This window comes from Salegentibacter sp. Hel_I_6 (assembly GCF_000745315.1).
GTDB lineage: Bacteria > Bacteroidota > Bacteroidia > Flavobacteriales > Flavobacteriaceae > Salegentibacter.
Window position 1 is genome coordinate 4,092,350 of record NZ_JQNQ01000001.1, and the last position, 25,916, is coordinate 4,118,265.

Annotated in this window: 24 protein-coding genes; 11 read left to right on the plus strand and 13 right to left on the minus strand. The window is 36.3% G+C overall.

Annotated features, from left to right (window positions below):
* Positions 1-3 precede the first annotated feature (3 nt).
* From FG27_RS18025 to FG27_RS18060, 8 genes are all read right to left on the minus strand, one after another.
* Positions 4-798 carry an enoyl-ACP reductase gene (locus FG27_RS18025; RefSeq protein ID WP_037321616.1) on the minus strand — a complete coding sequence of 265 codons (795 nt, stop codon included), beginning with the start codon at positions 796-798 and terminating at the stop codon, positions 4-6.
* Positions 792-1,886, minus strand: coding sequence for a type III polyketide synthase (locus tag FG27_RS18030; protein ID WP_369794132.1), 1,095 nt, complete (start codon positions 1,884-1,886; stop codon positions 792-794). Before FG27_RS18030 ends, FG27_RS18025 begins: the two co-directional genes overlap by 7 nt.
* Positions 1,841-2,560, minus strand: a complete 720-nt coding sequence (locus FG27_RS18035) for a methyltransferase domain-containing protein (protein WP_037321618.1) — start codon at positions 2,558-2,560, stop codon at positions 1,841-1,843. The genes FG27_RS18030 and FG27_RS18035 overlap by 46 nt, the downstream gene beginning before the upstream one ends.
* A complete protein-coding gene (locus FG27_RS18040; RefSeq protein ID WP_037321620.1) occupies positions 2,557-3,684 on the minus strand; it encodes an NAD(P)/FAD-dependent oxidoreductase in 1,128 nt (375 codons plus the stop codon). Before FG27_RS18040 ends, FG27_RS18035 begins: the two co-directional genes overlap by 4 nt.
* 82 nt (positions 3,685-3,766) lie before the next feature.
* Positions 3,767-4,465 (minus strand): OmpA family protein, encoded by a 699-nt coding sequence (locus tag FG27_RS18045; RefSeq protein ID WP_037321622.1) that lies wholly within the window; start codon positions 4,463-4,465, stop codon positions 3,767-3,769.
* Positions 4,466-4,481: 16 nt separating this feature from the next.
* Positions 4,482-4,961, minus strand: coding sequence for a lipocalin family protein (locus FG27_RS18050; protein WP_037321624.1), 480 nt, complete (start codon positions 4,959-4,961; stop codon positions 4,482-4,484).
* Between the two features lie 95 nt (positions 4,962-5,056).
* Complete coding sequence (locus FG27_RS19040; protein ID WP_037321627.1) at positions 5,057-5,218, minus strand: DUF1328 domain-containing protein; 162 nt, start codon at positions 5,216-5,218, stop codon at positions 5,057-5,059.
* A 130-nt stretch (positions 5,219-5,348) separates the two neighbouring features.
* Positions 5,349-7,355: a thiamine pyrophosphate-dependent enzyme gene (locus FG27_RS18060; protein ID WP_037321630.1), complete on the minus strand. Its 2,007-nt coding sequence runs from the start codon at positions 7,353-7,355 to the stop codon at positions 5,349-5,351.
* 128 nt (positions 7,356-7,483) lie between these two features.
* Here FG27_RS18060 and FG27_RS18065 point away from each other — a divergent pair, with 128 nt between their 5' ends.
* From FG27_RS18065 to FG27_RS18095, 7 genes are all read left to right on the plus strand, one after another.
* The gene (locus FG27_RS18065) at positions 7,484-8,434 is read left to right on the plus strand and encodes an isopenicillin N synthase family oxygenase (protein ID WP_037322476.1); all 951 of its coding nucleotides are present in this window, start codon (positions 7,484-7,486) and stop codon (positions 8,432-8,434) included.
* Between the two features lie 3 nt (positions 8,435-8,437).
* Positions 8,438-8,788, plus strand: a complete 351-nt coding sequence (locus tag FG27_RS18070) for a translation initiation factor (protein WP_037321633.1) — start codon at positions 8,438-8,440, stop codon at positions 8,786-8,788.
* Between the two features lie 25 nt (positions 8,789-8,813).
* Entirely contained in the window at positions 8,814-9,746 is a 933-nt protein-coding gene (locus tag FG27_RS18075; RefSeq protein ID WP_037321635.1) for a DUF1835 domain-containing protein, read from the plus strand.
* A 1-nt stretch (position 9,747) separates the two neighbouring features.
* The gene (locus FG27_RS18080; protein ID WP_037321637.1) at positions 9,748-10,617 is read left to right on the plus strand and encodes a nucleoside phosphorylase; all 870 of its coding nucleotides are present in this window, start codon (positions 9,748-9,750) and stop codon (positions 10,615-10,617) included.
* Positions 10,618-10,727: 110 nt separating this feature from the next.
* Positions 10,728-12,782, plus strand: a complete 2,055-nt coding sequence (gene ppk1, locus FG27_RS18085; protein ID WP_037321639.1) for a polyphosphate kinase 1 — start codon at positions 10,728-10,730, stop codon at positions 12,780-12,782.
* A gap of 78 nt (positions 12,783-12,860) precedes the next feature.
* Entirely contained in the window at positions 12,861-13,712 is an 852-nt protein-coding gene (locus FG27_RS18090; protein WP_037321642.1) for a substrate-binding domain-containing protein, read from the plus strand.
* Positions 13,713-13,741: 29 nt separating this feature from the next.
* Positions 13,742-14,320, plus strand: coding sequence for a hypothetical protein (locus tag FG27_RS18095; RefSeq protein WP_037321644.1), 579 nt, complete (start codon positions 13,742-13,744; stop codon positions 14,318-14,320).
* Position 14,321: 1 nt separating this feature from the next.
* On the opposite strand, the gene FG27_RS18100 is transcribed toward FG27_RS18095, so the two are convergent.
* Entirely contained in the window at positions 14,322-14,987 is a 666-nt protein-coding gene (locus FG27_RS18100) for a uracil-DNA glycosylase (RefSeq protein WP_037321648.1), read from the minus strand.
* Between the two features lie 47 nt (positions 14,988-15,034).
* On the opposite strand from FG27_RS18100, the gene FG27_RS18105 reads away from it, so the two are divergent.
* Together FG27_RS18105 and FG27_RS18110 are read left to right on the plus strand one after the other, a co-directional pair.
* The gene (locus tag FG27_RS18105; protein WP_037321650.1) at positions 15,035-17,221 is read left to right on the plus strand and encodes a DNA mismatch repair protein MutS; all 2,187 of its coding nucleotides are present in this window, start codon (positions 15,035-15,037) and stop codon (positions 17,219-17,221) included.
* 2 nt (positions 17,222-17,223) lie between these two features.
* Positions 17,224-17,637 carry a thiol-disulfide oxidoreductase DCC family protein gene (locus FG27_RS18110; RefSeq protein ID WP_037321652.1) on the plus strand — a complete coding sequence of 138 codons (414 nt, stop codon included), beginning with the start codon at positions 17,224-17,226 and terminating at the stop codon, positions 17,635-17,637.
* Here FG27_RS18110 and FG27_RS18115 read toward each other — a convergent pair.
* Positions 17,634-18,977 carry a dicarboxylate/amino acid:cation symporter gene (locus tag FG27_RS18115; RefSeq protein ID WP_037321654.1) on the minus strand — a complete coding sequence of 448 codons (1,344 nt, stop codon included), beginning with the start codon at positions 18,975-18,977 and terminating at the stop codon, positions 17,634-17,636. The genes FG27_RS18110 and FG27_RS18115 overlap by 4 nt on opposite strands.
* Positions 18,978-19,005: 28 nt before the next feature.
* Complete coding sequence (gene aroC, locus FG27_RS18120; RefSeq protein ID WP_037322478.1) at positions 19,006-20,070, minus strand: chorismate synthase; 1,065 nt, start codon at positions 20,068-20,070, stop codon at positions 19,006-19,008.
* Positions 20,071-20,247: 177 nt separating this feature from the next.
* On the opposite strand from aroC, the gene FG27_RS18125 reads away from it, so the two are divergent.
* A complete protein-coding gene (locus FG27_RS18125; RefSeq protein WP_037321657.1) occupies positions 20,248-21,084 on the plus strand; it encodes a UDP-2,3-diacylglucosamine hydrolase in 837 nt (278 codons plus the stop codon).
* Here FG27_RS18125 and FG27_RS18130 read toward each other — a convergent pair.
* Complete coding sequence (locus FG27_RS18130; RefSeq protein ID WP_037321660.1) at positions 21,056-23,974, minus strand: FAD-binding and (Fe-S)-binding domain-containing protein; 2,919 nt, start codon at positions 23,972-23,974, stop codon at positions 21,056-21,058. The genes FG27_RS18125 and FG27_RS18130 overlap by 29 nt on opposite strands.
* A gap of 139 nt (positions 23,975-24,113) precedes the next feature.
* Here FG27_RS18130 and FG27_RS18135 point away from each other — a divergent pair, with 139 nt between their 5' ends.
* Complete coding sequence (locus tag FG27_RS18135) at positions 24,114-24,614, plus strand: hypothetical protein (RefSeq protein ID WP_037321663.1); 501 nt, start codon at positions 24,114-24,116, stop codon at positions 24,612-24,614.
* 102 nt (positions 24,615-24,716) lie between these two features.
* Here FG27_RS18135 and bshA read toward each other — a convergent pair whose 3' ends face one another.
* On the minus strand, positions 24,717-25,856 hold the full coding sequence (bshA, locus tag FG27_RS18140) for an N-acetyl-alpha-D-glucosaminyl L-malate synthase BshA (RefSeq protein ID WP_037322480.1): 1,140 nt from the start codon (positions 25,854-25,856) through the stop codon (positions 24,717-24,719).
* Between the last annotated feature and the right edge of the window lie 60 nt (positions 25,857-25,916).

The window sequence follows — 25,916 nt, forward strand, 5'->3', positions numbered from 1 at the left end:
ATTTTATTTTAAATGTTCGCCGCCATTTACAGGAATTATTGTTCCCGTAATCCAGCTTGCTTCGTCTTTGCTCAATAGATAGACAACATTAGCAACGTCGTTTGGAACGGTAAGTCTTTTAAAAGGATTATGTTTTAGGGCGTGTACGCGCAAAGTTTCGTTGCCGGGAATCATTTGAAAAGACCTTGTAACGGTAACACCCGCCTGAATACAGTTTGCTCTAATTCCATGCGATGCAAATTCCAGTGCTATACTTCTTGTAATTGCTTCCAGCGCAACTTTAGCCGCTGAAACAGCCGCGTAATTGGCCCAGGCTTTTTTATTGCCTTCACTGGTAAAAGAAATAATTCTTGCATCTTTTGCAAAAAGTCCCGCCTTGAAAATAGCTTTTGTCCAGTCGTAAAGACTAATTGCCATGGCATCTATGGTTAGCTGAAAATCTATATTTTCAAGCGTAGGTTCCTCGCCTGTCATTGGTTTAAGGTTTCCCTTAGAAATACTGTGTACTAAAGTTCTTATTTTACCCTCTTTCCCAAGAATTTTAGAAATTTCCTCAATAAGATTTACTCGTTTTTCAGTATTTGTGGCATCAACATTAAAGCTTTCAAATTGTACATCCTGTTCGCGAATATCTTCAAAAGCTTCTTCAATTTCACCGATATCTGCCCTTCTATCACGGTGAATAATAATTATATTCATTCCGTGATGTGCAAGCTTACGAGCTGTTGCAAATCCAAGACCGGTACTTCCGCCTAAAATAACCGCCCAATAATTTCGATCTTTAAATTCTGTTACCATTCTAATAAAATTCTTTGAGCCGAAAAACCGGGTCCAAAACTTAACATTAAGCCCTGTTCGCCTGGTTTTGGCTGTTTTTCCATAAATTCCTGCAGTACGTAAAGTACTGTGGCGCTGCTCATATTCCCATATTGACGAAGCACTTCGCGAGTTTCGTCTATATTCTTCCCTAAGTTACCAAAAAGATCTTCAACTGTTTGTACAATCTTCTTGCCCCCCGGGTGAAATATAAGATGATCTACCTTTTCAATATTTGAATTAAATTTTTGTAGAAATGGGTGTACAATTTCCGGAAAATGGGAAGCGATTGTTTGTGGTACACTTTCATCCAGGATCATTTTAAGGCCGTGATTTGTAAGATCAAAACCCATTAAATGCGTGGCTTCATAAAAATGATACATTTCCTCGCCCAATATTTTTGGCCCTTTCGCATTTTCTTCTGAAGAAAGTAAAACACAAGCGGCACCATCGCCAAAAATAGCGGCGCTTACCATATTTGCCATAGAATAATCATCTAACTGAAAAGTTGCCGTGGGACTTTCTACTGCGATTACCGCGGCTCGTTTTCCGGGATTTGCTTTTAGAAAATTATTGGCATAGATTATTCCTGAAATTCCCGCGGCACAACCCATTTCAGTAACCGGAAGCCTTGTAATGTCCCGACGCATTTCCAATGCATTAATTAAATATGCATCTAAGGAAGGAATCATAATCCCGGTACAACTCACCGTAATAATAAAGTCTACCGAATTTGCTTCCCAACCATTTTTCTTTAAAGCTTTTTCAAGAACATTTTTGCCGAGTTTTTTTACTTCCCTCACATAAATATTATTCTTGTCTTCAAAAGAAGTAGCAGTAAAAACTTCTTCCGGCTTCATGATAGAATAACGTTTATCTACTGCTGCTCCTTCAAAGATCTTCACAACTTTCCTGCGATAACGATCATCCTGGTCTTCTAACCAATGCTCAACAAGCGGAAGAATATCTTTGGTTTCCCGTGAATATTTAGGTAATTCTTTTTCTACCCCTACAATTTTTACATTCATATTTTTTCTTTCTGAATTATCCACTGGTAACGAAATGCCCATTTCCAGTTAATTTGATGCCTGGTTTTGGGAATTTCTTCAGCAAAATTCTTTAGTTCATCTTTTTTGAAACCACGCAAAATAGAGATCAACCCGTCTTTTCTTGCGATTTCGTTATTTATAAAAACAGCGCAAAAAGCCTGAAATAATCTATAGGCAATCCTGGAACGCTGTAAATCATTAATTACCACACCCAAACTGGATTGTTTGTTGAATAGTTTTAGCAGGTCAATAATCTCCTGATTTTTAAAATGATGTAAGGTTAAAGTACATAAAGTAATATCACATTTAAAAGCATTATACGCTTCGCTAAAAATGTCTAATGCCAGGAATTCTATTTCTTTAAAATTTGCAGACATTTGAGATCCAATTACAGTGGCGTAAGTATTGGCATCTATCCCGGTAAGTTTAAAATTATAGCCTTCTTCCCTACCCCATTTAGCTATTTCCCGAAGTACAGCGCCATTTCCGCAGCCAACATCGGCAATATGAATTTGATTTGTTTTTGGTTGATCTCGAACTATATTTTTTACTCCTTCCAGGGTGATTTTATTTCCACCTAACCATTTATTGATATTATCAAGGTCTCTAAGGGTTTTGTCCAGCTCCTTTCCCTGTAGGTCAAAATCGTCCATAATTTCAACCTCATTGGTTCTTTTTGAAGTATCTATGCTCATACTATAGGTTGCCCGTGGGTTTTACTGATGATTTTCTCTAACAAGTACGGGAATTTTTTCACCAGATTTTGTGAAGTAGACGCAAAAATTGGATTAATAAGTATAGTTTGGAGCATTCTACCGGTTTTTAATCGTTTCCTGAAATTTGCATTCCAGTTTTGTAGATATTGTTTTTCAAGGTTTTCGCGATCTAAATTAGTATTACTGAAATTAGCCAAAACAGCTTCTGAAGCTATTTTAGCAGAATGGATAGCCATTGCCATCCCGTTACCGCAAAGCGGATGAATTAAACCCGCGGCATCTCCCAACATCAAAATATGATTATTGATCAATGATTTTTTCTGAAATGAAATTTGGGCGATACTAAGATCCTTTTTAAAAACAGGTTTTGCATTTTTGAAAAACCCCTTTAAGTAGGCATTTTGTACCAATACTTTCTCCTTGAATTCTTCAGGATTCTTATATTTTTTAAAACTTTTGTAAGAAACCATATAGCAAGCGTTCACTACTCCTGTTTCGGTTTTTGACAAGCCGCAATAGCCTCCTTCAAAATTATGTAAGGCAACTAAATCTTCAGGGAAATCTGGATTTTCATAATGCCCTTTTACTGCAAGCCAGGAAGATTTCTCTTTAAAAAATTCGCGTTTCAGGCTTTTATCAAGGTTGGCTCTTTTTCCAAAAGCGCCCAAAACTATTGGCGTTTTAAACTCTTTTCCTGAAGAAAGTTTCAGTGTGAATTCATCTTTTTCAAAATTTATCTCTTCAACCGAATCTATTAAAATCTCAGCACCATTTTTTTTAGCCTTATTACATAGAAAATTGTCCAGCGCATACCGGCTTATTCCTATTCCGCCTAAGTTTAAAGATGTCTTTGTTGACTTTGCATTCTGAGTGCTATAAAGCAGATTGGTTATTTTAACCGGTTTTAGTTCGGTTTCAAGATCAATATCGAGAAAATTAAAATAGGGAAGAATTTCATTAGAGAGGTATTCTCCACAAACTTTATGTCTGGGATAAGCCTTTTTTTCTAAAAGCAATACTTTCTTTCCTTCCCGGGAAAGATGTATGGCAGCAGTTAATCCCGCCAGGCCTCCACCCACAATAATTACTTCAAAATCTGCCATTGGTTGAAGATAAATAAAAGCATAAAAAAATCCCGGAATTTTCCGGGATTTAATATTTGTTTATTAATGTTAAGAAGTTTGCTTAATCCTGCTTTTCAGCCTGTTTTTTAGCTTCTTCTTTTAGTTCTTCACTGGCAACAATAGCAAGCTCAACTCTTCGGTTTTTAGCACGACCTTCAGCAGTTTCGTTATCGTATTTTGGTTGGGCTTCGCCATACCATTTAGTATCAAACCTACCATTACTAAGTCCCTGGCTGGTTAAATAATTAGTAACGGCTTGCGCTCTATTCTTAGATAAAGTAAGGTTGTAAGTTTCGCTTCCGGTACTATCGGTGTGCCCTTCTACTAGAATATTTGAATCTGGATATTCTTTAAAAATATCAGCTAACTTATTCAAGGTTTGCTGTGATTTAGCGTTTATATTATACTTTTCAGTATCAAAATAAACACCACTACTTTCATCAAAAGTTACATTAATACCTTCTCCTACTCTTTCTACTTCAGCGCCAGGAATTTCCTGTTCTATTTCCTGAGCTTGTTTATCCATTCTATTACCTATTATTGCTCCGGCAGCTCCACCAACAACTCCGCCAATAATAGCTCCAAGTGCGGTATTTCCATCGCCGGTATTGTTACCAACAACACCACCTATTACGGCTCCACCAGTAGAACCAATAACAGCTCCTTTTTGTTTATTATTTGCATTCTTAGTTGCTTCACAACCAAAAAGTAAAGTGGCTGTAAATAGAATAGCAAACATTCTGTTTATAATTGTCTTCATAGTAAATTTAGTTTAATTAAAGTTTAGAAAAATTCATTCTAATCACAAACGGAGAACCTTCCAGCATTACAGATTGTTCCCAAACCATTTGAGAGTCTGAAAGGGATTTCAAGTTCATCCTGAAACCCTGATTTCCGGTTGTTGATTTGTAATCTTCATCAGTTGGTTTTAGTAAGAAATCATAGATTCCATCTGGAGTGTTTTCTTCATCTATAGACCAGATAAAGTTACGCGCTCCTCCACTACAATTAGTCCCCTGTACGTTGTAAGATCCGCGATTGTTATTAGATACAAAATCCCAGGTACTGCTTTCAAAGCAGGAAGCATTTGCGTCATTTAGTAGTGTAACATCAAATTCTCCAGAACTATTTGGGTAAGTCACGCTGGTAAGCGTCCACTCTCCATCAAAAGTTTTTCTTGCTTCTTTTGCCGTTTTACTGGGGCCGCAAGCAGCTAGAAGAACGGCTACAAAGCTAAGGATCATTATTTTTTTCATCATTCGTTATTTGGGTTATACATAAAAACCCAATGCTTGCCGATTATCACCTGGCGCAATACATTGGATTTTGTTATCTTTAAATTATATGGAATTTATCTTCTAAAAAGTCGGCTTACTAGTGATATTACAAGCAATACTAGAAAAATGTAGAAAATAATTTTAGCAATATCTGCAAAACCTTCTGCGATTCCACCGAAGCCAAAAACCGCGGCTACCAAAGCAATGATCAGAAAAATAACGATTAAACGTATCATAATATTAGATTTTTTGATTAGTTGAAAACTAAATTACGGTAGGTGTAGAACTGAAGCAAAAGATTATTAATACTTTAACAGCAGAACTGTTAAGAATTCTTAAAATCTATAATTTTACTGCAATTAATTATTAATAGTCTATTAATTGCTGAATTTTAGCCTTCAATTTTTTCTTCGGAAGGTAACCTTCTTCTAGAGCTGCTGCAAATGGAATGGGGGTTTCTCCACTTCCTAAACGCATTACAGGGGCGTCTAAATATTCAAAGCATTCTTCTGAAATAATCGCAGAAATTTCTGAAGCTAAACTACCAAAAAGCGAATCTTCGGTTATGATAAGGGCTTTTCCTGTTTTTTTAGCCGATTTAATAATTGTCTCTTTGTCTAAAGGTTGAAGACTTCGAAGATCAATTAGCTCTATATTTTCTAATTCCATTTCACTTAGCGTATCTAAAGCCCAGTGAACTCCTGCTCCATAAGTAATAATACTAAGTTTATCACCTTCTTTTAAAATTGAAGCTTCTCCAAAAGGTAAGGTATAATAATCTACTGGTACTTCCTGTCTAATACTTCTATACAAAGCTTTATGCTCAAAAAATAATACGGGATTTGGATCATTAAAAGCGGTGTTCAGCAAGCCTTTAGCATCATAGGGAAATGCAGGATAAACAACTTTTAACCCAGGAACTTTAGTAAACCAGGCCTCATTGGTCTGGCTATGAAAAGGTCCTGCTCCCACCCCGGCACCGCAAGGCATTCGTATTACTACATCGGCATTTTGATTCCACCGGTAATTACTTTTTGCCAGGTAATTTACAATAGGATTAAAACCGGAACTCACAAAATCCCCAAATTGCATTTCTACCATTGCTTTCATTCCATTAATAGAGAGTCCCATCGCAGTCCCCACAATAGCCGATTCGCATATGGGCGTATTTCGAATTCTATCTTTTCCAAATTCTTCCAGAAGCCCGTCAGTAATTTTAAAAACACCTCCGTATTCCGCAATATCCTGACCCATTAAAATTAAGGAGTTATGTCGCTGCATAGATTGTTTTACAGCCTGTGCAATGGCATCAATAAATCTAATATTTACTGTTTCTTCTTTGTTTTCAATATGTTGATATTCAATATACTGATAAACATCATTTAACTCATTAGTTTCATTAAATTCAGAAGCTGGTTCTTCATTCGTTTCTTTCAGGTTTAGGTCTATTTCTTCTTTAATTTCATTTTTAAAATAAGCATCCTGTTCTTCAGAAAGTATATTTTCATTTATCAGAAAATTTCTAAAATTTTCTACTGGATCTTTTTGCTGCCAGAATTCCATTAAATCTATCGGCACGTATTTAGTACCACTGGCCTCTTCGTGGCCCCGCATCCTAAAAGTTTTGAATTCTAATAAAACGGGGCGAGGAGATTTTCTTATGCTTTCAGCGATTTCAGAAACTTTAGTGTAGACTTCAATAATATTATTACCATCTATTATATGAGATTCCATACCGTAGCCCTTCGCGCGATCGGCGAGATCTTTACATCTATATTGCTCGTTTGTTGGGGTTGATAAACCGTAACCATTATTTTCTATGCAAAACAAAACCGGTAGATCCCAAACCGAAGCAATATTAAGCGCTTCGTGAAAGTCGCCTTCACTGGTTCCTCCTTCGCCAGTAAAAACAGCAGTAACCTTATTTTCATTCTTCAATTTATGTGCTAAAGCAATACCATCGGCCACTCCAAGTTGCGGCCCCAAATGTGAGATCATTCCAACAATTTTAAATTCCTGGGTGCCAAAATGAAAACTCCGGTCGCGACCTTTAGTAAAGCCATTTTGCTTCCCCTGCCACTGGGAGAATAATCGATTTAAAGGGACATTTCTAGAGGTAAATACACCAAGGTTTCGGTGCATGGGTAATATATACTCGTCGGCGTTGAGCGCTTTGGTTACGCCAATAGAAATAGCTTCCTGCCCAATCCCACTAAACCATTTTGAAATCTTTCCCTGCCTCAGCAAAATCAGCATTTTTTCTTCAATTAACCGGGGCTTTAAAAGCGCAGTATATAAATCTAATAATTGCGAAGAAGAGAGTTTATCTTTCTCGAAATTTATTGCAGGATCAGCTGGAAAATTTGGTTGCATAACAAGTATTTGTTTCTCAAATGTAACCAAAAATATAAATGCTAAGAAATATAAAAACCCAAGGTAGCTCCCGTATTTTTATTTAACTTTGTGTGTTAAATTTTGAAAAAACATAGCATATTATGGCGATGAATAATATACCCAGCGTTGATCTTGCCGATTTTCTTTCTGAGGATCCAAACAGAAAACAAAAATTTGTTGAGGAGATTGGTAAAGCTTATGAAGAGATTGGTTTCGTAGCTTTGAAAAATCATTTTCTAGATAATGAGCTGGAGGAAAATTTATATAAAGAAGTGAAAAGTTTTTTTAGCCTTCCTTTAGAGGTTAAGAAAAAATATGAAATTGAGGGCCTTGCCGGGCAGCGTGGATATATCTCTTTTGGAAAAGAACACGCTAAAGGAAAAAAGGAAGGCGATCTTAAAGAATTTTGGCATTTTGGCCAGGAACCCGAAGCAGATGCTAAGTTAATAGAAGAATACCCAGAAAATGTCCAGGTTTCTGAACTTAAGGATTTTAATGAGACAGGAATGGAAGCTTACAGAATGCTGGAAAAAACCGGTATTTATGTACTTCGCGCTTTAGCCCTATATATTGGTCTTGAAGAACATTATTTTGACCACTGGGCCAGCAATGGAAATAGTATCTTAAGACCTATCCACTACCCTCCTATCACAGAAGAACCAAAAGGAGCGGTTAGGGCTGGGGCTCACGGAGATATAAATCTTATCACCTTGCTTATGGGAGCATCAACCGGTGGACTTCAGGTTTTGAGAAAAGACGGCGAATGGATAGACGCGGTACCGCAGGAAGACGAGTTGGTAATAAATGTGGGAGATATGCTCGAGAGACATACCAATAATAAACTGCGTTCTACAATTCACCGTGTAATCAATCCTCCGAAAGAACAATGGAGCAAACCACGATATTCTATACCTTTCTTTATGCACCCAAGAAGTGAAATGCGACTTGATTGTCTTGAGGAATGTATAGATGAAGAAAACCCAAAACAATACGAAGATATTACTGCTGGCGAATTTTTACACCAACGCCTGGTAGAAATAGGGCTCCTAAAGAAATAAGTTATGGCAAAGAAGAAACTTGGGCTTGAAGACTTAGGCGGTTTTGTTTTTTCAACTAATGATGATTTTGAAGGAAACGAAAACGAAGAAACAGATCAAACTTTAGCTCCTGGCGAACAGGAACTGGAAGCACATTTTAGCAGTAAAGGTCGCAGTGGAAAAACCGTTACTATTATTAAAGGTTTTCAAGGTACTAATGACGATTTAGTAATTCTTGGAAAGAAACTGAAGAAAAAATGTGGAGTTGGTGGTTCAGCAAAAGATGGTGAGATTATTATTCAGGGAGATGATCGTGAAAAAATTATGGAACTCCTTAGAAAAGATGGATACAACGTAAAACGGGTAGGTGGTTAATTTTCATCTATTTTAAATTCCCCCTATGACTAATACGGCCTTGCATATTATAAATGGTGATAGTTTAACCGAACAGGTTGAAGCTCTTGATCTCCCAGGACAAATTATTGTCTGGCGGGAATTATTGTGTGAAGGTCCTTGCACAAAGGAAGTAGGTTCAAATAAATTTATTAAACAGAGACAGAAATTTTTAAAAGAGGCTTATAATATTTCTGCTGAAAATTACCAGGAAAGATTTGTAACTCAACTTAGCAAATTGAAAGAAGCTAAAAATTATGATCACGTAGTACTCTGGTTTGAATTTGATCTATTTTGTCACATAAATATGTTGGCTGCTATAAGTTTTTATATGGAACATAAGCCGAAGGTTCCTTTCTACCTGGTTTGCAGTAAACGTCTTAAAGGGGAAGATGAGTTTCTACCTCTTTCCAGTCTTTCAGAAAAACATCTACTCAACCATTTTAAGCATAAAATTGAATTAAAAGAAGAAGACCTCGAAATAGCTTCTTTAGTTTGGGAACTTTATTGCGGTAACGACCCTATGAAACTCAAGAAACAAATAAAGAAAACTTCAAATTTTGAATATCTTTCCAGTTGCATTAGGGCGCATATTGAGCGCTTTCCAAATAGTAAAACAGGAATTAATTCGCTAGAAAGAAACGTACTAAAACTAATAGAAAATCAGCAGATTGCTTCAATTAATCAATTACTGGGATATGCTTTGCAATATCAGGGTTATTATGGCTATAGTGACTCTCAAATGGAAAGAGTATTAAAAAAGTTAACTATTTTTTATAGCCTTGAAAATAACAAGGTTATTCTAACGCAAAAGGGCCAGGATGTTCTAAATTCTAAGAAGAATTTCTACCAGGAACTTAAGAATGAAGATTGTTTGGGAGGAGCTCGTGTTTTTGATTTCTTATATGACTCCGATTCTCACAAGGTTCTAAAATTATAATATGCCAATAAAAGCATCAGAATTTATTCAGAATAGTGATGGTAGTGTTTACCATTTAAATTTATTACCAGAGCATCTCGCAGATACCGTTATCACTGTAGGTGATCCAGATCGTGTAGCAAGGGTGACAAGGCATTTTGATAAAATTGAATTCAAAGTAAGTAAGCGTGAATTCCATACGCAAACCGGGATTTACAAGGGAAAACGCATAAGCGTGATTTCAACAGGTATTGGGCCAGATAATATTGATATTGTAATCAACGAACTGGACGCTTTGGTTAATATAGATTTTAAAACCCGGGAGCTAAAAGAAAAAACTAAAAGTCTCGATATTATTAGAATTGGCACTACCGGCTCTATTCAGGAGGAAATTCCTGTTGATTCTTTTTTAATTAGTGAAAGTGCTATTGGATTTGACGGACTTCTTCACTTTTATGAGAGTGAACATATTCAAAACCTTGAATTTACTGAAGCTTTCATTAAACACTTAAATTGGTTTAAAAAGAAGGCATCGCCGTATGTAGTAGATGGCAGTAAATCTCTTATAAATCGTTTGGAAAGTAGCAACATTCATAAAGGTGTTACGGGAACAAATATCGGATTTTATGGGCCTCAGGGAAGAATTTTGCGCTTAGCGCTTCAGGATAATGAAATGAATGATAAACTTTCTTCTTTTTCATTCGAAAATAAGAAAATAACAAATCTGGAGATGGAAACTTCAGCCATCTATGGATTATCTAAATTAATGGGTCACCACGCAATTTCTATGAATGCTATAATAGCGAATCGCCCGGCCGGAACTTTTTCTAAAAATCCGAAGAAAACAGTAGAAGATTTAATTGCCTACACTTTGGAAAGTCTTATTAAATAAATTAATTAAAATTTTATAATTTATTAAGTCTCGCTTAGAGTGCATTTAACACAAAATTAAAAGCAGTCCTCTTTCCTTATTTGTATTTTTGATTAAACCACTAACCAATAATGCAGGAACCACAGGAAATCCCATTAAGACATAGAGATCTTAACTGGTTGAGCTTTAACGCAAGAGTATTACAGGAGGCAGAAGATAAGATCAATCCGCTTTACGAGCGGATTCGTTTTTTAGCCATTTTCTCTTCAAATTTAGACGAATACTTTAGAGTAAGAGTTTCACAGCTTAGGCAAATGAAGCGTGTAGAAAAAAGCATTAGAAAAAAGCTCGCCCTGAAGCCTTCAAAAACTACTAAAGAAATTCTTGAAGAGGTTAAAATTCAGCAGCATAAATTTGGAGAGATTTATCAAAAGCAAATATTGCCCGAATTAGCAAAAAACGGGATCTATTTAATTGATGCCGAACATTTTAATAAACTTCAGCAGGAATTCTCAGCTAAATATTTTCAGGAAAAAGTTAAAGCACATATAAACCCCGAGATCATTGATCTTGATAAAGAGAACGAGCTTTTCTTACAGAATGCTGAATTATACCTAGTGGTAAGTTTTGCCAATAAAGATAAACTGGGGATTGTAAATATTCCTGTTGATACCTGCGGAAGGTTTGTAAAACTGGAAGGTGATGGCGAAGAAAATTCAATTACTTACCTGGACGAAATTATTAGAAGTCAGGTTGGATCTATCTTTGAGAATAATGATATTGATGGGGTTTATGAAATTAAACTTTCGCGGGATGCTGAACTTTACATTGAAGATAAATATGAAGGAGTTTTAGCTGAAAAAATATACGATTCTCTCGCGCAAAGAACCGATGGCCAGCCTACCCGATTATTATATGATGCAGAAATGCCCCATGAGCTTCACAAAAAAGTAAGAAAACTCCTGAAGTTAGGTAAAATTGACATGATGCCTGGAGGGAAATATCATAATTTCAATGATTTTTTCTCTTTTCCAGATCCTACAAATAATGCAGAGCTACATTATGAAAAATTGCCAGAAATAGCCCACAAAGTGATATCAAAATCCAAAAACTATTTTGATACTATTTCAGAAAAAGACCAGGCTGTTCATTTTCCGTACATGTCTTTTGCTTATGTAGAGAATTTTCTAGAACAGGCGGTAAGTGACAAAGATGTTACTGCTATAAAAATTTCCCTTTACCGGGTAGCAGATGAATCTAGATTAACAAGTTTACTTTTAAAAGCTCTAGAAAACGGAAAACAGGTTACGGTTTTCGTGGAAGCCAAAGCCAGGTTTGATGAAGAAAATAATATTATTTGGGGTCGAAAATTTGAGGAAAAAGGAGCTAATGTTATATACTCCTATCCAAAGATAAAGGTGCATTCCAAAATTATGCTAATCCAGCGTATGGAAGGCGAAGACCTGGTTAATTATTCTTATATAGGAACGGGTAATTTTAATAGTGAAACCTCAAAAATTTATTGTGACCACGCAATTTTCACCTCTAATAAACAAATTGCGAAAGAACTATCCCGACTATTTAAAGTGCTGGAGGGAGAATTAATTATTCCGAGGGAAAAAAACTTACTAATTTCCCCTTTTTCTACCCGCCAGGAATTTATTAAATTAATCTATAACGAAATCGACCTGGCACGAGATGGTAAAAAAGCGAAAATAACCGCTAAAATGAACAGTCTCGAAGATCCAGAAATGATAGATTTACTCTACAAAGCAAGTAGCGCAGGAGTAGAAATAAGATTATTAGTTAGAGGATTTACCTGTTTAATTCCCGGCGTCAAAGGTTTAAGTGAAAATATTTATATTACCAGTATTGTAGATAGATATTTAGAGCACGGCAGAATTTATATTTTCGAAAATGGTGGCGATGAGAAAATTTATTATGGAAGTGCAGATTGGATGTCTCGTAATCTCTCCCGCCGAATAGAAGTGCTCTCCCCTATTCTGGATAAAGATGTAGCGCAGGAATTTAAAGAAATTCTTGAAATTCAGCTTAATGATAATGTAAAGGCCAGAATTCAGGATGCTGATGAAAAAAATGAGTATGTAAATAGGAGTAAAAGTGAGAGCCCAGTTAGGTCACAATACGAAATTTACAATTACTTAAAAGAGAAGCACAGTTTATAAATAAGCTTAAAGAGCTTCGATAATTATTGCAATGCTCAACGGATTACATAAAACCAATCATAAAATTTAAATATTCATATGAAAACTATAAAAGTAGGTGGTGTACCAGAACATTTTAATCTTCCATGGCACTTATGTATTGAAGAAAAACTTTTTGAGAATGCCGGGTTAAATGTAATATGGAAAGATTTTCCCGGTGGTACCGGCGCAATGAATAGAGCCTTACGTTCTGGAGAAATTGATATTGCAGTAATTCTTACTGAAGGTTTTTTAAAAGACGTTATTTCAAGTAATGAAAGCAAAATTATACAAACATATATTGGCTCTCCTTTGGTATGGGGAATTCACGTTGCAGCGGGTTCTAAATATAAATCTGTAGAGGAACTAAAAAATACGAAAGCGGCGATTAGCCGAAAAGGTTCAGGTTCTCATTTAATGGCTTATGTGAATGCTCAAAATCACGAGTGGGATACCGATGATCTTCAATTTGAAATAGTAAATGATCTTGACGGTGCCATAGATGCCTTAACAGAAGATAGAGCCCAATATTTTATGTGGGAACATTTTACCACCAAACCCCTTGTAGATAAACGCATTTTCAGAAGACTTGCCGATTGTCCTACGCCCTGGCCTTGTTTCGTCATTGCTGCCAGGAACGAGAGTTTAAAAAATGAACCAGCCCGAATTAAAAAAATGCTGGAAATTTTAAATAAGGAAACAAAACGCTTTAAAGAGTTCCCTAAGATTGCAGAAAAATTAGCAGAAAAATACGATCAGCGATTAGAAGACATTCAACAGTGGTTAGAAATTACAAGCTGGAGCCAGGAGCAAATTACTGAAGAGGAAGTAGAAAAAGTACAGGATAAATTATTAGAACTTAATTTAATTTCAAAAAAACAGGCAAATTCCGAATTTATTCATAATTTGTAGCCATTATTCATCAATCATTCCCCATTTAAATGAAAAACTTATTTTTAGTTGCCTTTCTACTTATCTCATCAATTAATTTCGCCCAGGATTCACAAACCAATGAAACCACTGAACCAGAAAAAAGAGACATTACACAAAATGAATTGAGCATTGGTGCGCTCAACCTTGTTGCCTTTGGCGCTTTAGACCTCACTTACGAAAGAATTATAGATCAAAATTCCAGCTGGGCTGTAGAAGCTTTTATTAAAGCCTTAGATCGTGACAATGAAAGTATTAATGATGCTTTCTATAAAGATTTTTCGCTAACTGGAAAATATAAATATTTCTTTGGAGAACGCTATGCCCGTGGATTTTATGTTCACGGTTTTGGGATGCTTTCCAGCGGGGAATATGAAAGTAACTATTATTATGATTCTAATAGCTATAACGGTTATTATGAGTATGAAGATTATACCGATTTCGCCCTTGGCTTCGGTGTAGGTGGTAAATTCGTTTCTTCGGGTGGGTTTTTCTTAGACCTTGGTACCGGTATTGGCAGAAATTTACTAAACAATGATTCCCCTACCATTGTAGGGCAATTTAACGTAAATCTTGGGTTTAGATTCTAGATTACCAATCTATGGTTGGTTTACCATTTTCTTTTAGATATTCGTTTGCTTTACTGAAATGTTTATTCCCAAACCAATAACCACGGTTTGCGCTTAAAGGCGATGGATGACCGCTGGTTAATATAAGATGTTTAGAGGAGTCAATTTTGGCTCCTTTCTTTTTGGCATAACCACCCCAAAGTAAGAAAACCACATTTTCTTTTTCCGCTGAAATTATTTCAATAATCCTATCGGTAAATTGCTCCCAGCCCTTTTTTTGGTGTGAGCCCGCCTGGTGCGCCCTAACAGTTAAAGTAGCATTTAGTAATAATACCCCCTGATCTGCCCAGCGTTCTAAATTACCAGATTGTGGTACGGGCTTTTCAAGATCATCATTAATTTCTTTAAAGATATTTTGAAGGGATGGCGGAGATTGAATTCCATCATTTACCGAAAAGCAGAGTCCGTTGGCCTGCCCTGGGCCGTGATAAGGATCCTGGCCTAAAATTACAACCTTTGTGTTGGGAAAAGTGGCGTGTTCAAATGCCGAAAAAATATCTTTGCCTTTGGGATAGCAAGTGTATTCGGTATATTCGGTTTTTACGAATTCAACCAGATTTTTAAAATAATCCTTTTCAAATTCTTCGGCCAGTTCTTTTTTCCAGCTGGGGTGTATATCTACCTTCATTTTAATTAAGTAAATTTGCAGAACCTCAAAAGTAGGGAAATTTATTTATGATTAAAATTGCAGCAAAAAGCCTTATAGATCTTGAATTTCCAGTTGTTTGCCAACAAATTTCAGATTTGTGCATCACAGGACCGGGAAAAGAGAAAGCTTTAAAACTTCAGCCTTATAAAACCGGAAAAAAGACACTCTTTGGACTTCACCAAACCAATGAGTATGTAAGTTCAAAAACCCGGGAAAGCCGAATTCCAAATCACGGATTTGATGCTATCAAGAATGAATTACGAACCTTAGAAATTGAAGATTCTATTCTGGAAATTGGAAGTTTCAGAAAAATTGGCAGCCTTTCAGAAACCGTAAATACCCAGATTAAGTTTTTTAGAAAATTCCAGGAATATTATCCCAGTTTATATGAAACTACTGCCGAAATAGAATATACCACCGAGATTGTAGATAGTATTGGTGCGGTGATCAATAAATTTGGCGAGTTAAAAGATGATGCCACGCCACATTTACAGCAAATTAGACGATCTATAAATCAGGTAAAGGGTCAAATTAACTCTAGTTTTGCTAAGGCGCTTACCACCTATCATAACTATGGATATTTAGATGAAATTCGTGAAAGTGTAGTAGAAAATGTGAGAGTACTCGCCGTATCTGCAATGCATAGGCGAAAAGTTAAAGGTGGAATTTTAGGAAATTCCAAAACCGGTAGTATTGTATATATTCAGCCAGAAGCTACTTATCAATATACCCGTGAGCTTAATAACCTTGAATATGAAGAAAAAGAGGAAATAAAACGAATATTAAAAGAGCTCACGAATAAAATAAGACCGTTTAAGCCACTTTTAATAGATTATCAAAACTTACTCTGCGAAATAGATGTAATTGCGGCTAAAGCAAAATATGCTGAATTGACTAATGGTTTATTACCTAAAATCACTAAAGAGCGAGAACTTCAGCTCAAAGAAGCTTACCACCCACTACTCTATTTAAGTAACAAGAAAAAAGGTGATAAAACTTATCCTCAGAGTATAGAATTAGCAAAAGACAATAGGATCATCGTGATTTCGGGACCTAATGCCGGTGGAAAAAGTATTACCTTAAAAACAGTAGGTTTACTACAAATAATGCTACAAAGTGGAATTCTAGTACCTGTACACGAATATAGCAGAATGTGCTTATTTGAAAAAATACTTACAGATATTGGTGACAATCAATCTATAGAAAATCATTTAAGTACCTATAGCTACCGACTCAAGAATATGAATTATTTCCTTCGGAAATGTGACGATAGAACACTCTTCTTAATCGATGAATTTGGTACCGGAAGTGATCCTGAACTCGGTGGCGCATTAGCTGAAACCTTCCTGGAAGTTTTTTATGAAAAGGAATCTTTTGGAATTTTGACTACACATTATGCGAATTTAAAGAAACTGGCTAACGAGATGCCAAATATGAGCAATGCCAATATGCTATTTGACTCAAATAGTCTGGAGCCCATCTATAAACTTCAGGTTGGGGAAGCCGGGAGTTCCTTTACTTTTGAAGTTGCTCAAAAAAACGGCATTCCTTATAGTTTGATAAATAGATCTCGGAAAAAAGTTGAAAAAGGAAAAATAAGGTTTGACAGGAGCATAGCAAAACTTCAGCAGGAACGTTCTAAACTTCAAAAAACCACAGATTCTCTAAAGACCAAAGAGCAGAAAGCAGCCCAGGAAAAAGATAAGTTGGAAGAAACTAACAGCAGGATTCAGCAGAAACTCGAAAGCTATCAGGAATTGTATGATAGCAACCAGCGACTCATTTACATGGGGCAAAAAATCAATGAACTTAGCGAAAAGTATTTTGAGAATAAAAAGAAGAAAGAGCTAATTGGAGAGTTCCTGAAGTTTGTAGAGATAGAAAATTCTAAACGTAAGAAAGAATCAGCCAAGCAGCGAAAAATTCAGAAAGAAAAAGAGAAAAAAGTTCAGCAGGAAGTTAAAAAAGAGGTTTCTGTAATTCGGAAAAAGAAGAAAGAAGAGAAAGCAAAAGTTTCTGAAAAAGAGCGTCAGGAAGCGAATAAACCTAAGATTCCGCCTAAAATTGGAGATAGAGTGCGATTAGAAGGTAGCCGATCTGTTGGCACTTTAGATAAAATTGAAAAAGGAAAAGCTATAATCAACTACGGAATGTTCACCACACAGGTTGATGTGGAAAAACTGGAACTGGTACAGGCAATGAAAAAGAAATAACTATGGAACTTCCAAAAGATAAAAAAATCATTCTTTTTGACGGCGTGTGTAATCTATGCAATGATGCTGTGACTTTTATAATTAAGCACGATAAAAAAGATACCTTCCGCTTTGCCTCACTACAAAGTGAAATTGGAAAAAAACTCGTAGTAGAGCGCGGGATGGATCCTGAAGAACTGGATTCCATAATTCTGATTGATCCCGGCGTGGCTTATTACCAGAAATCTACCGCTGCCCTCGAAATTTCCAGAGAACTTTCAGGTGGCTATTCCTTCTTAAAAAACTTTCTTTTTATTCCTGAAGGATTACGGGACGGACTCTATAATTTTGTTGCTAATAACCGCTACAAATGGTATGGAAAAAAGGAATCATGTATGATTCCAACTCCGGAATTAAAATCTAAATTTCTGGGTTAAGCTTTTTCCTGCACTTTTTTCTCTTCCGCTTCATTATTTTCTGGGTGATAATCATCATCCCATTCTTTCACGTTAGGAGGTCCCATTTTATCTACAGATTTTGCTACCATTAAAGATACAGCTGCATCGCCAGTAACATTCACCATAGTTCTACACATATCAAGAGGTCTATCTACCGCAAATATTAGCGCTAATCCGGCTTCAGGAATACCGGCCTGAGCCAGTACAATTACTAACATTACCATTCCAGCCCCGGGTACAGCCGCTGAACCGATAGAAGCCAAAGTAGCCGTAGCGATTATCCCAAGTTGTGCTCCAATACTAAGATCCATACCAAAAGCCTGGGCAATAAACACTGCAGCAACAGCCTGGTAAAGACTGGTTCCATCCATATTTATCGTAGCTCCAATTGGTAAGACAAAGCTGGATACTTCCCTGCTAACACCCATATGCTCTTCTACCCTTTCCATAGTTACCGGTAAAGTTGCGGCACTTGAACTTGTTGAAAAAGCAAGTAATTGAGCCGGTGCAATTCCGTTTACAAAGAAAGAGGGTTTGTTTTTAGTCACAATCCATACTAGTAGGATATAGAATCCAATCATTAATGCCAAACCAAGTAAAACAGTTACGCCGTACATCGCCAAGGCGGCAAAGAGATCGGTACTTGGCGATTCTACAACTAACGCAGCCAAAAGTGCAAATACACCATAAGGTGCCGCTAGCATAATAAGATCTATCATTTTAAGGATAACCTCATTAAAGCCATCAAAGAAATCTTTAACCGGTTTTGCGGCCTTCTCTGGAATAAGAATTAATCCAATTCCGAAGAAAATAGCGAAGAAAATCACCTGTAACATATTGGCGTTATCCCCTGCCGCAGCAAAAATATTTTCAGGAACAATATCTTCCAAAGCCTGCAAAGGTCCAGATTCCCGTTGTTGATCGGCAGTAGCTTTAACACCGGAAGCATCGCCCTCATAGCTTGTAATAAGATCTTGTTGAGTTTCTTCGGAAATTGCGTTACCTGGTTTTATAAGGTTAACCATTCCAAGACCTATAGTTACCGCAACAATAGTGGTCAATATATAAATTCCAATGGTACGCGCTCCCATTTTTGAAAGCTTGGAAATGTCTTTTAAATCTGAAATTCCTTTTACCAAAGAAGCCAAAATAAGCGGCACTGCAATAAGTTTCAAAGCATTGATAAATATATTCCCGAAGGGTTTTATCCAATCTCCAATAAACTTAGATCCCCAGCTAAAATTAGTAAGAATAAGGGCAAAAATAACTCCGGCAGCCATTCCAAGTAAAATCTGCCAGTGCAGTGCAAGTTTTTTCATGCTAAGTAAATTTCAGTATTTAAATCTATTAAATTTTTGAACTTTTATTCTGCAGTAAATAATCGGCAATTACCAGTGCTGCCATTGCTTCAACAATGGGCACCGCGCGTGGTACAACGCAAGGATCGTGTCTACCTTTTCCCTGCATTTCAACATTTTCGCCCTGCTTATTTATGGTATTTTGTTTCTGCATTATCGTAGCCACAGGTTTGAAAGCTACGTTAAAATAAATATCCATTCCATTAGAAATACCGCCCTGTATCCCGCCACTCAAATTGGTTTTGGTAGTTCCATCTTCATTAAACAGGTCATTATGCTCGCTGCCTTTCATTTTGGTTCCTTCAAAACCACTACCATATTCAAATCCTTTTACCGCATTAATTGAAAGCATAGCTTTACCAAGATCGGCGTGAAGTTTATCAAAAACCGGTTCTCCCAGGCCTTTTGGCATATTTTTGATCACACACTGCACGGTACCACCCACGGTGTCACCTTCTTTTCTAATTTGCTTGATATAATCTTCCATCTTTTCTGCGGAAGCAGGATCTGGACACCGCACGGCGTTTGTTTCAATAAGACTAAAATCCAGTTCTTTAATATCTTTATCCAACGCTATTTTTCCTACGGAAGCTGTATAGGCATTAAATTGAATATCTTTTAAAAATTGTTTTGCAACCGCGCCAGCCACTACCCTACAGGCAGTTTCTCTTGCTGAAGATCTACCGCCACCTCTATAATCACGTATTCCATACTTTTCATCGTAAGTATAATCGGCGTGACTGGGACGATAGGAATCTTTTATATGTGAATAATCTTTAGATTTTTGATTGGCATTTTTAATCACAAAACCAATAGGAGTTCCGGTGGTTTCCTCCTCAAATATCCCTGAATAAAACTCCACGGTATCGGGTTCTTTTCTTTGGGTCACAATAGCCGATTGGCCGGGTTTCCTGCGATTTAGTTCGTTTTGAATCTTTTCGAGATCCAGCTTTATTCCGGCCGGGCATCCGTCAATAATTCCTCCAATGGCCTGCCCATGGGATTCTCCAAATGTGGTGAGTTTAAAAAGTTTTCCGAAGGAATTTCCTGCCATTTTAATGATTTTGAACAAATGTAATTTTTTCAGGCAATATTTGAAAATGTATGTTGACTTAATATTAACCTAACAAATGCTAAACAAATTAATGATTTAATAAATATTCAATAAAATTAATTGAAGGTGTTTATGATAAGAATCCTGGTTCTTTGTATACAAACGAAACCTAAGCAATTGTCAAAGAAAAGAAGACCAGAGATAGTCGTAATTTCAGATGTACACCTTGGCACCTTTGGTGCTCACGCTGCAGAACTTAGTGAATACCTGGAAAATATTCAGCCTAAAAAACTGGTATTAAATGGTGATTTTATTGATATATGGCAATTTAAGAAAAGTTATTTTCCAAAATCCCATCTTGAAGTTATTAAGAAAATCATTGATCTAAGCACTAGCGGAACCGAAGTAATATATATCACTGGAAACCACGATGAATTCCTAAGAAAGTTTAGCGACACCCAAATTGGAGATTTACGAATTACCGATAAATTAGTACTGGAATTAGATGGTAAGAAAGCCTGGTTTTTTCACGGAGATGTATTTGATGTTGGAATTCATAAAGCCAAATGGCTCGCTAAACTTGGTGGTTGGGGATATGACTTATTGATTCTTATTAATCGGTTTTTGAATCATATTTTAGTGAAATTGGGTAAAAAGAAATATTCGCTTTCAAAAAAAATTAAGGACAGTGTAAAAAATGCAGGAAAATTTATAGACAGATTTGAAAAAACCGTTTCAGATCTGGCTATTGAAAATGGCTATAAATATGTTATTTGCGGGCATATTCATCAACCTAAAATGATTAGAAAAACTAATAAAAAAGGTACTTGTTTATATTTAAATTCAGGCGATTGGGTGGAGAATTTAAGCGCCTTGGAATATGAAAATAAGAAATGGAAACTGACTTACTTTAATGAAACCCAGGAACCATCAATCAGTAGCGAAAAACCTTTATTGGCAGCAATAACTGTAGTTGGTAAAGAAATTATACCAACGCCTCCCTTAAAATCGTAACCGGATGTTTAGCAGTGCGTTTTGTACCGTCAAAAATTTGATGACGGCAACTAGTACCATTTGCCGAGATGATCGTTTCTTTGGGAGCTTTTCTAACCGCAGGGAACAATGTTTGTTCGCCAATATTTATACTAATTTCGTAGTGTTCCTTTTCATAACCAAAAGAACCCGCCATTCCACAACAACCTGATGGAATTATACTCACTTTAAAATTCTTAGGGAGGTTTAAAACATCAAAAGTTATCGCCGTATTAGAAAGTGCCTTTTGGTGACAATGCCCGTGAACTTTAATATTTTTTTCCGCTGAAGTAAACTGTTCTGGTTTAATATTGCCTAAAGCGATTTCCTTTTTCAAGAATTCTTCAATTATAAAAGAGTTCTTTGCAAGGTTTTCTGCTTCGAGTTTATGATCTGCAAGGCGCAAATATTCATCTCTAAAAGTCAGAATAGCTGAAGGTTCAAGCCCTATAAGGGGTGTCTCTTCAGAAATAATATCTTTAAAAATATTGATGTTTTTATTCGCAAAAACTTTAGCTTCTTCCAGGAAACCTTTAGAAATATGGCTTCTACCGCTTTCTTCGTGTTTTACAAATTCTATTCGGTAATTGAGTTTATACAATAACTCCAAAGCGTCTATGCCAATATCTGAATCCAGGAAATTAGTAAATTCATCATTAAAGAAATAAACTGTTTTTAAAGGTTTTTCTATCTGAAAACGCTTCTTATTTTTTTGATAATAATTGGCCAGCGTTTGTTTTGCTAAAATCGGCAAACTTCGTTCTGGCGCCACGCCCATCATTTTTTTTGCAATTCCAGAAGTCACCGAATTTTTAAAGAAAAAATTGGCAAGTCCGGGTGTTTTTGAAGCAAATTCGTTCATTTTGCCATTATTTGCAAAAGCTTTACTCCGCAAAGATTTTCCGTTTGCCTTTTGATATTGGTACTGAAATTCGGCTTTTAAGGCAGCAACATCTACACTGGATGGGCATTCGCTTTTACAGCCTTTGCAGCTAATACAAAGATCAAAAGCTTCTTTTAATTCTTTATTATTAAATTTATTCGGTTTATCTGAATTGGTTAAAAATTCCCGTAATGCATTTGCCCGTGCGCGTGTAGTATCTTTTTCGTCTTTCGTAGCTCTATAGCTGGGACACATCGTTCCACCCGCTTCTGCAGATTTTCTGCAATCTCCACTCCCATTACATTTTTCAGCAAGTTTTAAAATCCCTTCAGATTCAGAGAAATCCATTAAGGTAGAAATTTCCGGCTCTTTCCTATCAACTTCATACCTAAGTGAGGTATCCATAGGAGCAGTATCTGTAATTTTTCCCGGGTTAAAAATATTATTAGGATCAAAGGTGAATTTAATATCCCTAAGCATCTGGTAATTTTTAGCACCAATCATCATTTCAATGAATTCAGCTCTTACTCTACCATCGCCGTGTTCTCCACTTAAAGAGCCGTTGTATTTTTTCACCAATTTGGCAACATCAGTGGTAATGCTTCGAAAAAGCTTTACATCTTCAGACTTCTTTAAATTTAAAATTGGACGTAAATGAATTTCACCAGCACCGGCGTGTGCATAATACACTGCATCCTGCTTGTATTTCTTCATTATTTCAGCAAATTCTGCTATATAATCGGCAAGGAACGGGATTGCAACGGCTGTATCTTCAATACAGGCTACGGCTTTTTTATCACCTATTATATTTCCTAATAACCCAAGCCCCGCCTTACGCAACTCCATCGCCAGTTCTATTTGGTCACCCATTAGAACGGGATAAGCATAACTTAAATTAGAAGCTTTTAAAGTTTCTAAAACCTCCTGACTCTGTTTTTGAACATCTTCAGCGGTATTTGCCCTTATCTCCAGCATTAAAATCGCTTTGGGATCTCCTTCGATAAAAAAGCGATTTTCTTTGTATTTCAGGTTTTGCTTAGTGCAATCAAGAATGGTTTTATCCATCATTTCGCAGGTAAACAGGGAATGTTTCATCACCGGAACTACGGCTTGCATACAACTTTCTATACTATCAAAATGCGCTGCGATCATAGCTGCTTCGGGAGGCTGAAGGTCGTCAAGCTTTAGCGTGATCTCTGTTGTAAAAGCCAAAGTACCTTCACTTCCGCATAGTAATTTGCATAAGTTTAAAGGCTCGGTAGAATCTTCTGAAAATACTTCAGCATAAAGCAATTCATCTATCGCGTAGCCGGTATTTCTTCGGTGTAAACTTTTTGGTGGGAATTTTTCAATAAGCTCATTTTTATTTTCTTCTGAAGATAAATGTTTATGAATATTTCTATAAATCTCGCCTTCAAGGTTTTCAAGTTTTAATTTTTGTTGAAATTCCTTTGAAGAAATATCTCTAAATTCAGCTTCACTCCCATCGCTTAAAATTGTTTTCAGCGAAACTAATTTTTCCCGCGTTGTTCCATATTTAATAGAAGTAGTCCCGCTGGAATTATTACCTACCATACCACCAATCATACAACGGTTGGAAGTTGAAGTATTAGGGCCAAAAAAAAGACCATATTCGTGTAAAACTCGATTTAAATCGTCGCGAATTACTCCCGGCTGCAAAGTAACAGTTTTGGCATCGCTATCAACACTTATAATTTTTGTAAAATGTTTGGAAACATCTACCACAATTCCATCGCCCACACATTGGCCTGCAAGGGAAGTTCCCGCAGTTCTTGGGATTAAAGAAGTTTTTTGGTCTTTTGCAAAATTTATAAGTTTCTTTAAATCATTTTCGCTTTTTGGGTAACAAACTGCAAGTGGCATTTCACGATAAACCGAAGCATCTGTAGCGAAAATAGAACGCCATAATTTATCGTCATATAATTGACCGTCAATTTCTTGTACTAGTTGCTCGAGTTTCTCTTTCATAATGCTGGAATAAAAATACAGGATTTCCCCTAAATCGCTTAACAGATTTTTATACAATATTAACAATAGATTGGCTTAACGAGGGGTCTTGATCATTATTTAACATTTAAATTTGCCTACAAATCTAAAAACGCTAACTATGAAAAAATTATTTTTACTTGCCGCTTTTGTATTCGGCGCAACATTTTATAATCAGGCTGAAGCTCAAACAATTTCAGATAATGCACTTGGTTTGAGATTTGGTGGTGGTGACGGTGTAGGAGCTGAAATTTCTTACCAAAGAGCTGTTGGAACCAATAACAACCGTCTGGAATTTGACCTTGGATGGAGAGATAACAGCGACTATGATGCATTTAAACTTACCGGACTGTACCAATGGGTATGGAATATTGAAGGTGGTTTTAACTGGTACGCAGGTGCCGGTGCAGGACTTTTAGGAGTTGATGGCCAAAGAGGAGATAGATTTGATGATGATGGAACTTATCTTTTTCTTGCTGGTGATATAGGTATTGAATACAATTTTGATATCCCATTATTGATTTCCTTAGACTTTAGACCAGAATTTGGATTCTTTAGCGACAATGATGTGCTAAATGAATTCTCCCCAGATATTGCATTAGGTGTGAGATACCAGTTCTAGTACTAGAAGAAATTAAGAAAATAGGCTGTTTAAAAGTTTTTCTAAAGTCAAGCTCGATTAAATTCAAATTGACGGAAAAAGGAAAACTTTTAAACAGTTTTTTTATATCATAGTTTTAGTTTGCAGTGCTTTTTCGTAAATATCTTCATAAAGCGGCACTACATTTTTAATATCAAATTTCTCTGCAACTTTCCTGGCGTTACTTTTAAATTTTTCCAGAGTTTCATCGTTTTCAAGAATTTTAAGAGCGTTTGCAGCCATTTCCTGAATATCCCCAACATTGCTTAAATAACCTGAAATTCCTTGCTGATTAACCTCAGGAAGTCCCCCTGTATTCGTTGAAATTACTGCCACTCCATTTACCATCGCTTCTAATGCCGAAAGTCCAAAACTTTCTTTTTCTGAAGGCAGTAAAAACAGATCTGAAAAACAAAGAATTTTATCTATTTCATGACTTTGCCCTAAGAACATCACTTTATCTGAAATATTAAGTTCATCTACTAAATCTTCTGCCATTGCCTTTTCTGGACCTTCCCCTACCATCATTAACCTGGCATCAATTTTCTTCTGAACTTCAAAAAAGATCTTGATTACATCATCTATACGTTTCACTTTTCTAAAGTTACTAATGTGCGTGATGATTTTCTCTTTTTTATCGGCCATCATTTCCCGCTGGCAATCAGTAAATTCTTTTTGATCATATTTTCTACAATCAATAAAATTAGGAACTACTTCTATCTCATTTCTAATTTTAAAAGATTTAAGGGTATCTTCTTTAAGACTATTAGAAACGGAAGTCACCACGTCACTGTTATTAATACTAAAAGTAACCGCAGGTTTATAAAAAGGATGATTTCCTACTAAAGTGATATCGGTACCGTGCAAGGTAGTAACCATTGGCAGGTGAACTCCTTCTTCAGCAAGCATTTTTTTCGCCATATAACCCGCATAAGCATGGGGAATTGCATAGTGTACATGTAAAAGTTCTATCCCAAATTGCTTCACCACGTTTACCAACTTGCTACTTAGAGCAAGCTCATAAGGCTGATAATGAAAAAGTGGATATTCTGGTACGTGAACTTCATGAAACCGAACATTACGGGAAAGCTGATCTAAGCGAACAGGTTGGCTGTAAGTCACAAAATGTATTTCGTGACCACGTTTGGCAAGGGCTAAACCCAACTCTGTGGCTACTACTCCACTACCTCCAAAGGTAGGATAACAAACAATGGCTATTTTCATTAAGCTTGGTTTACTCATCAATTAATAGTGCTCACATCAAAAACTTGAATTTTAAGCATC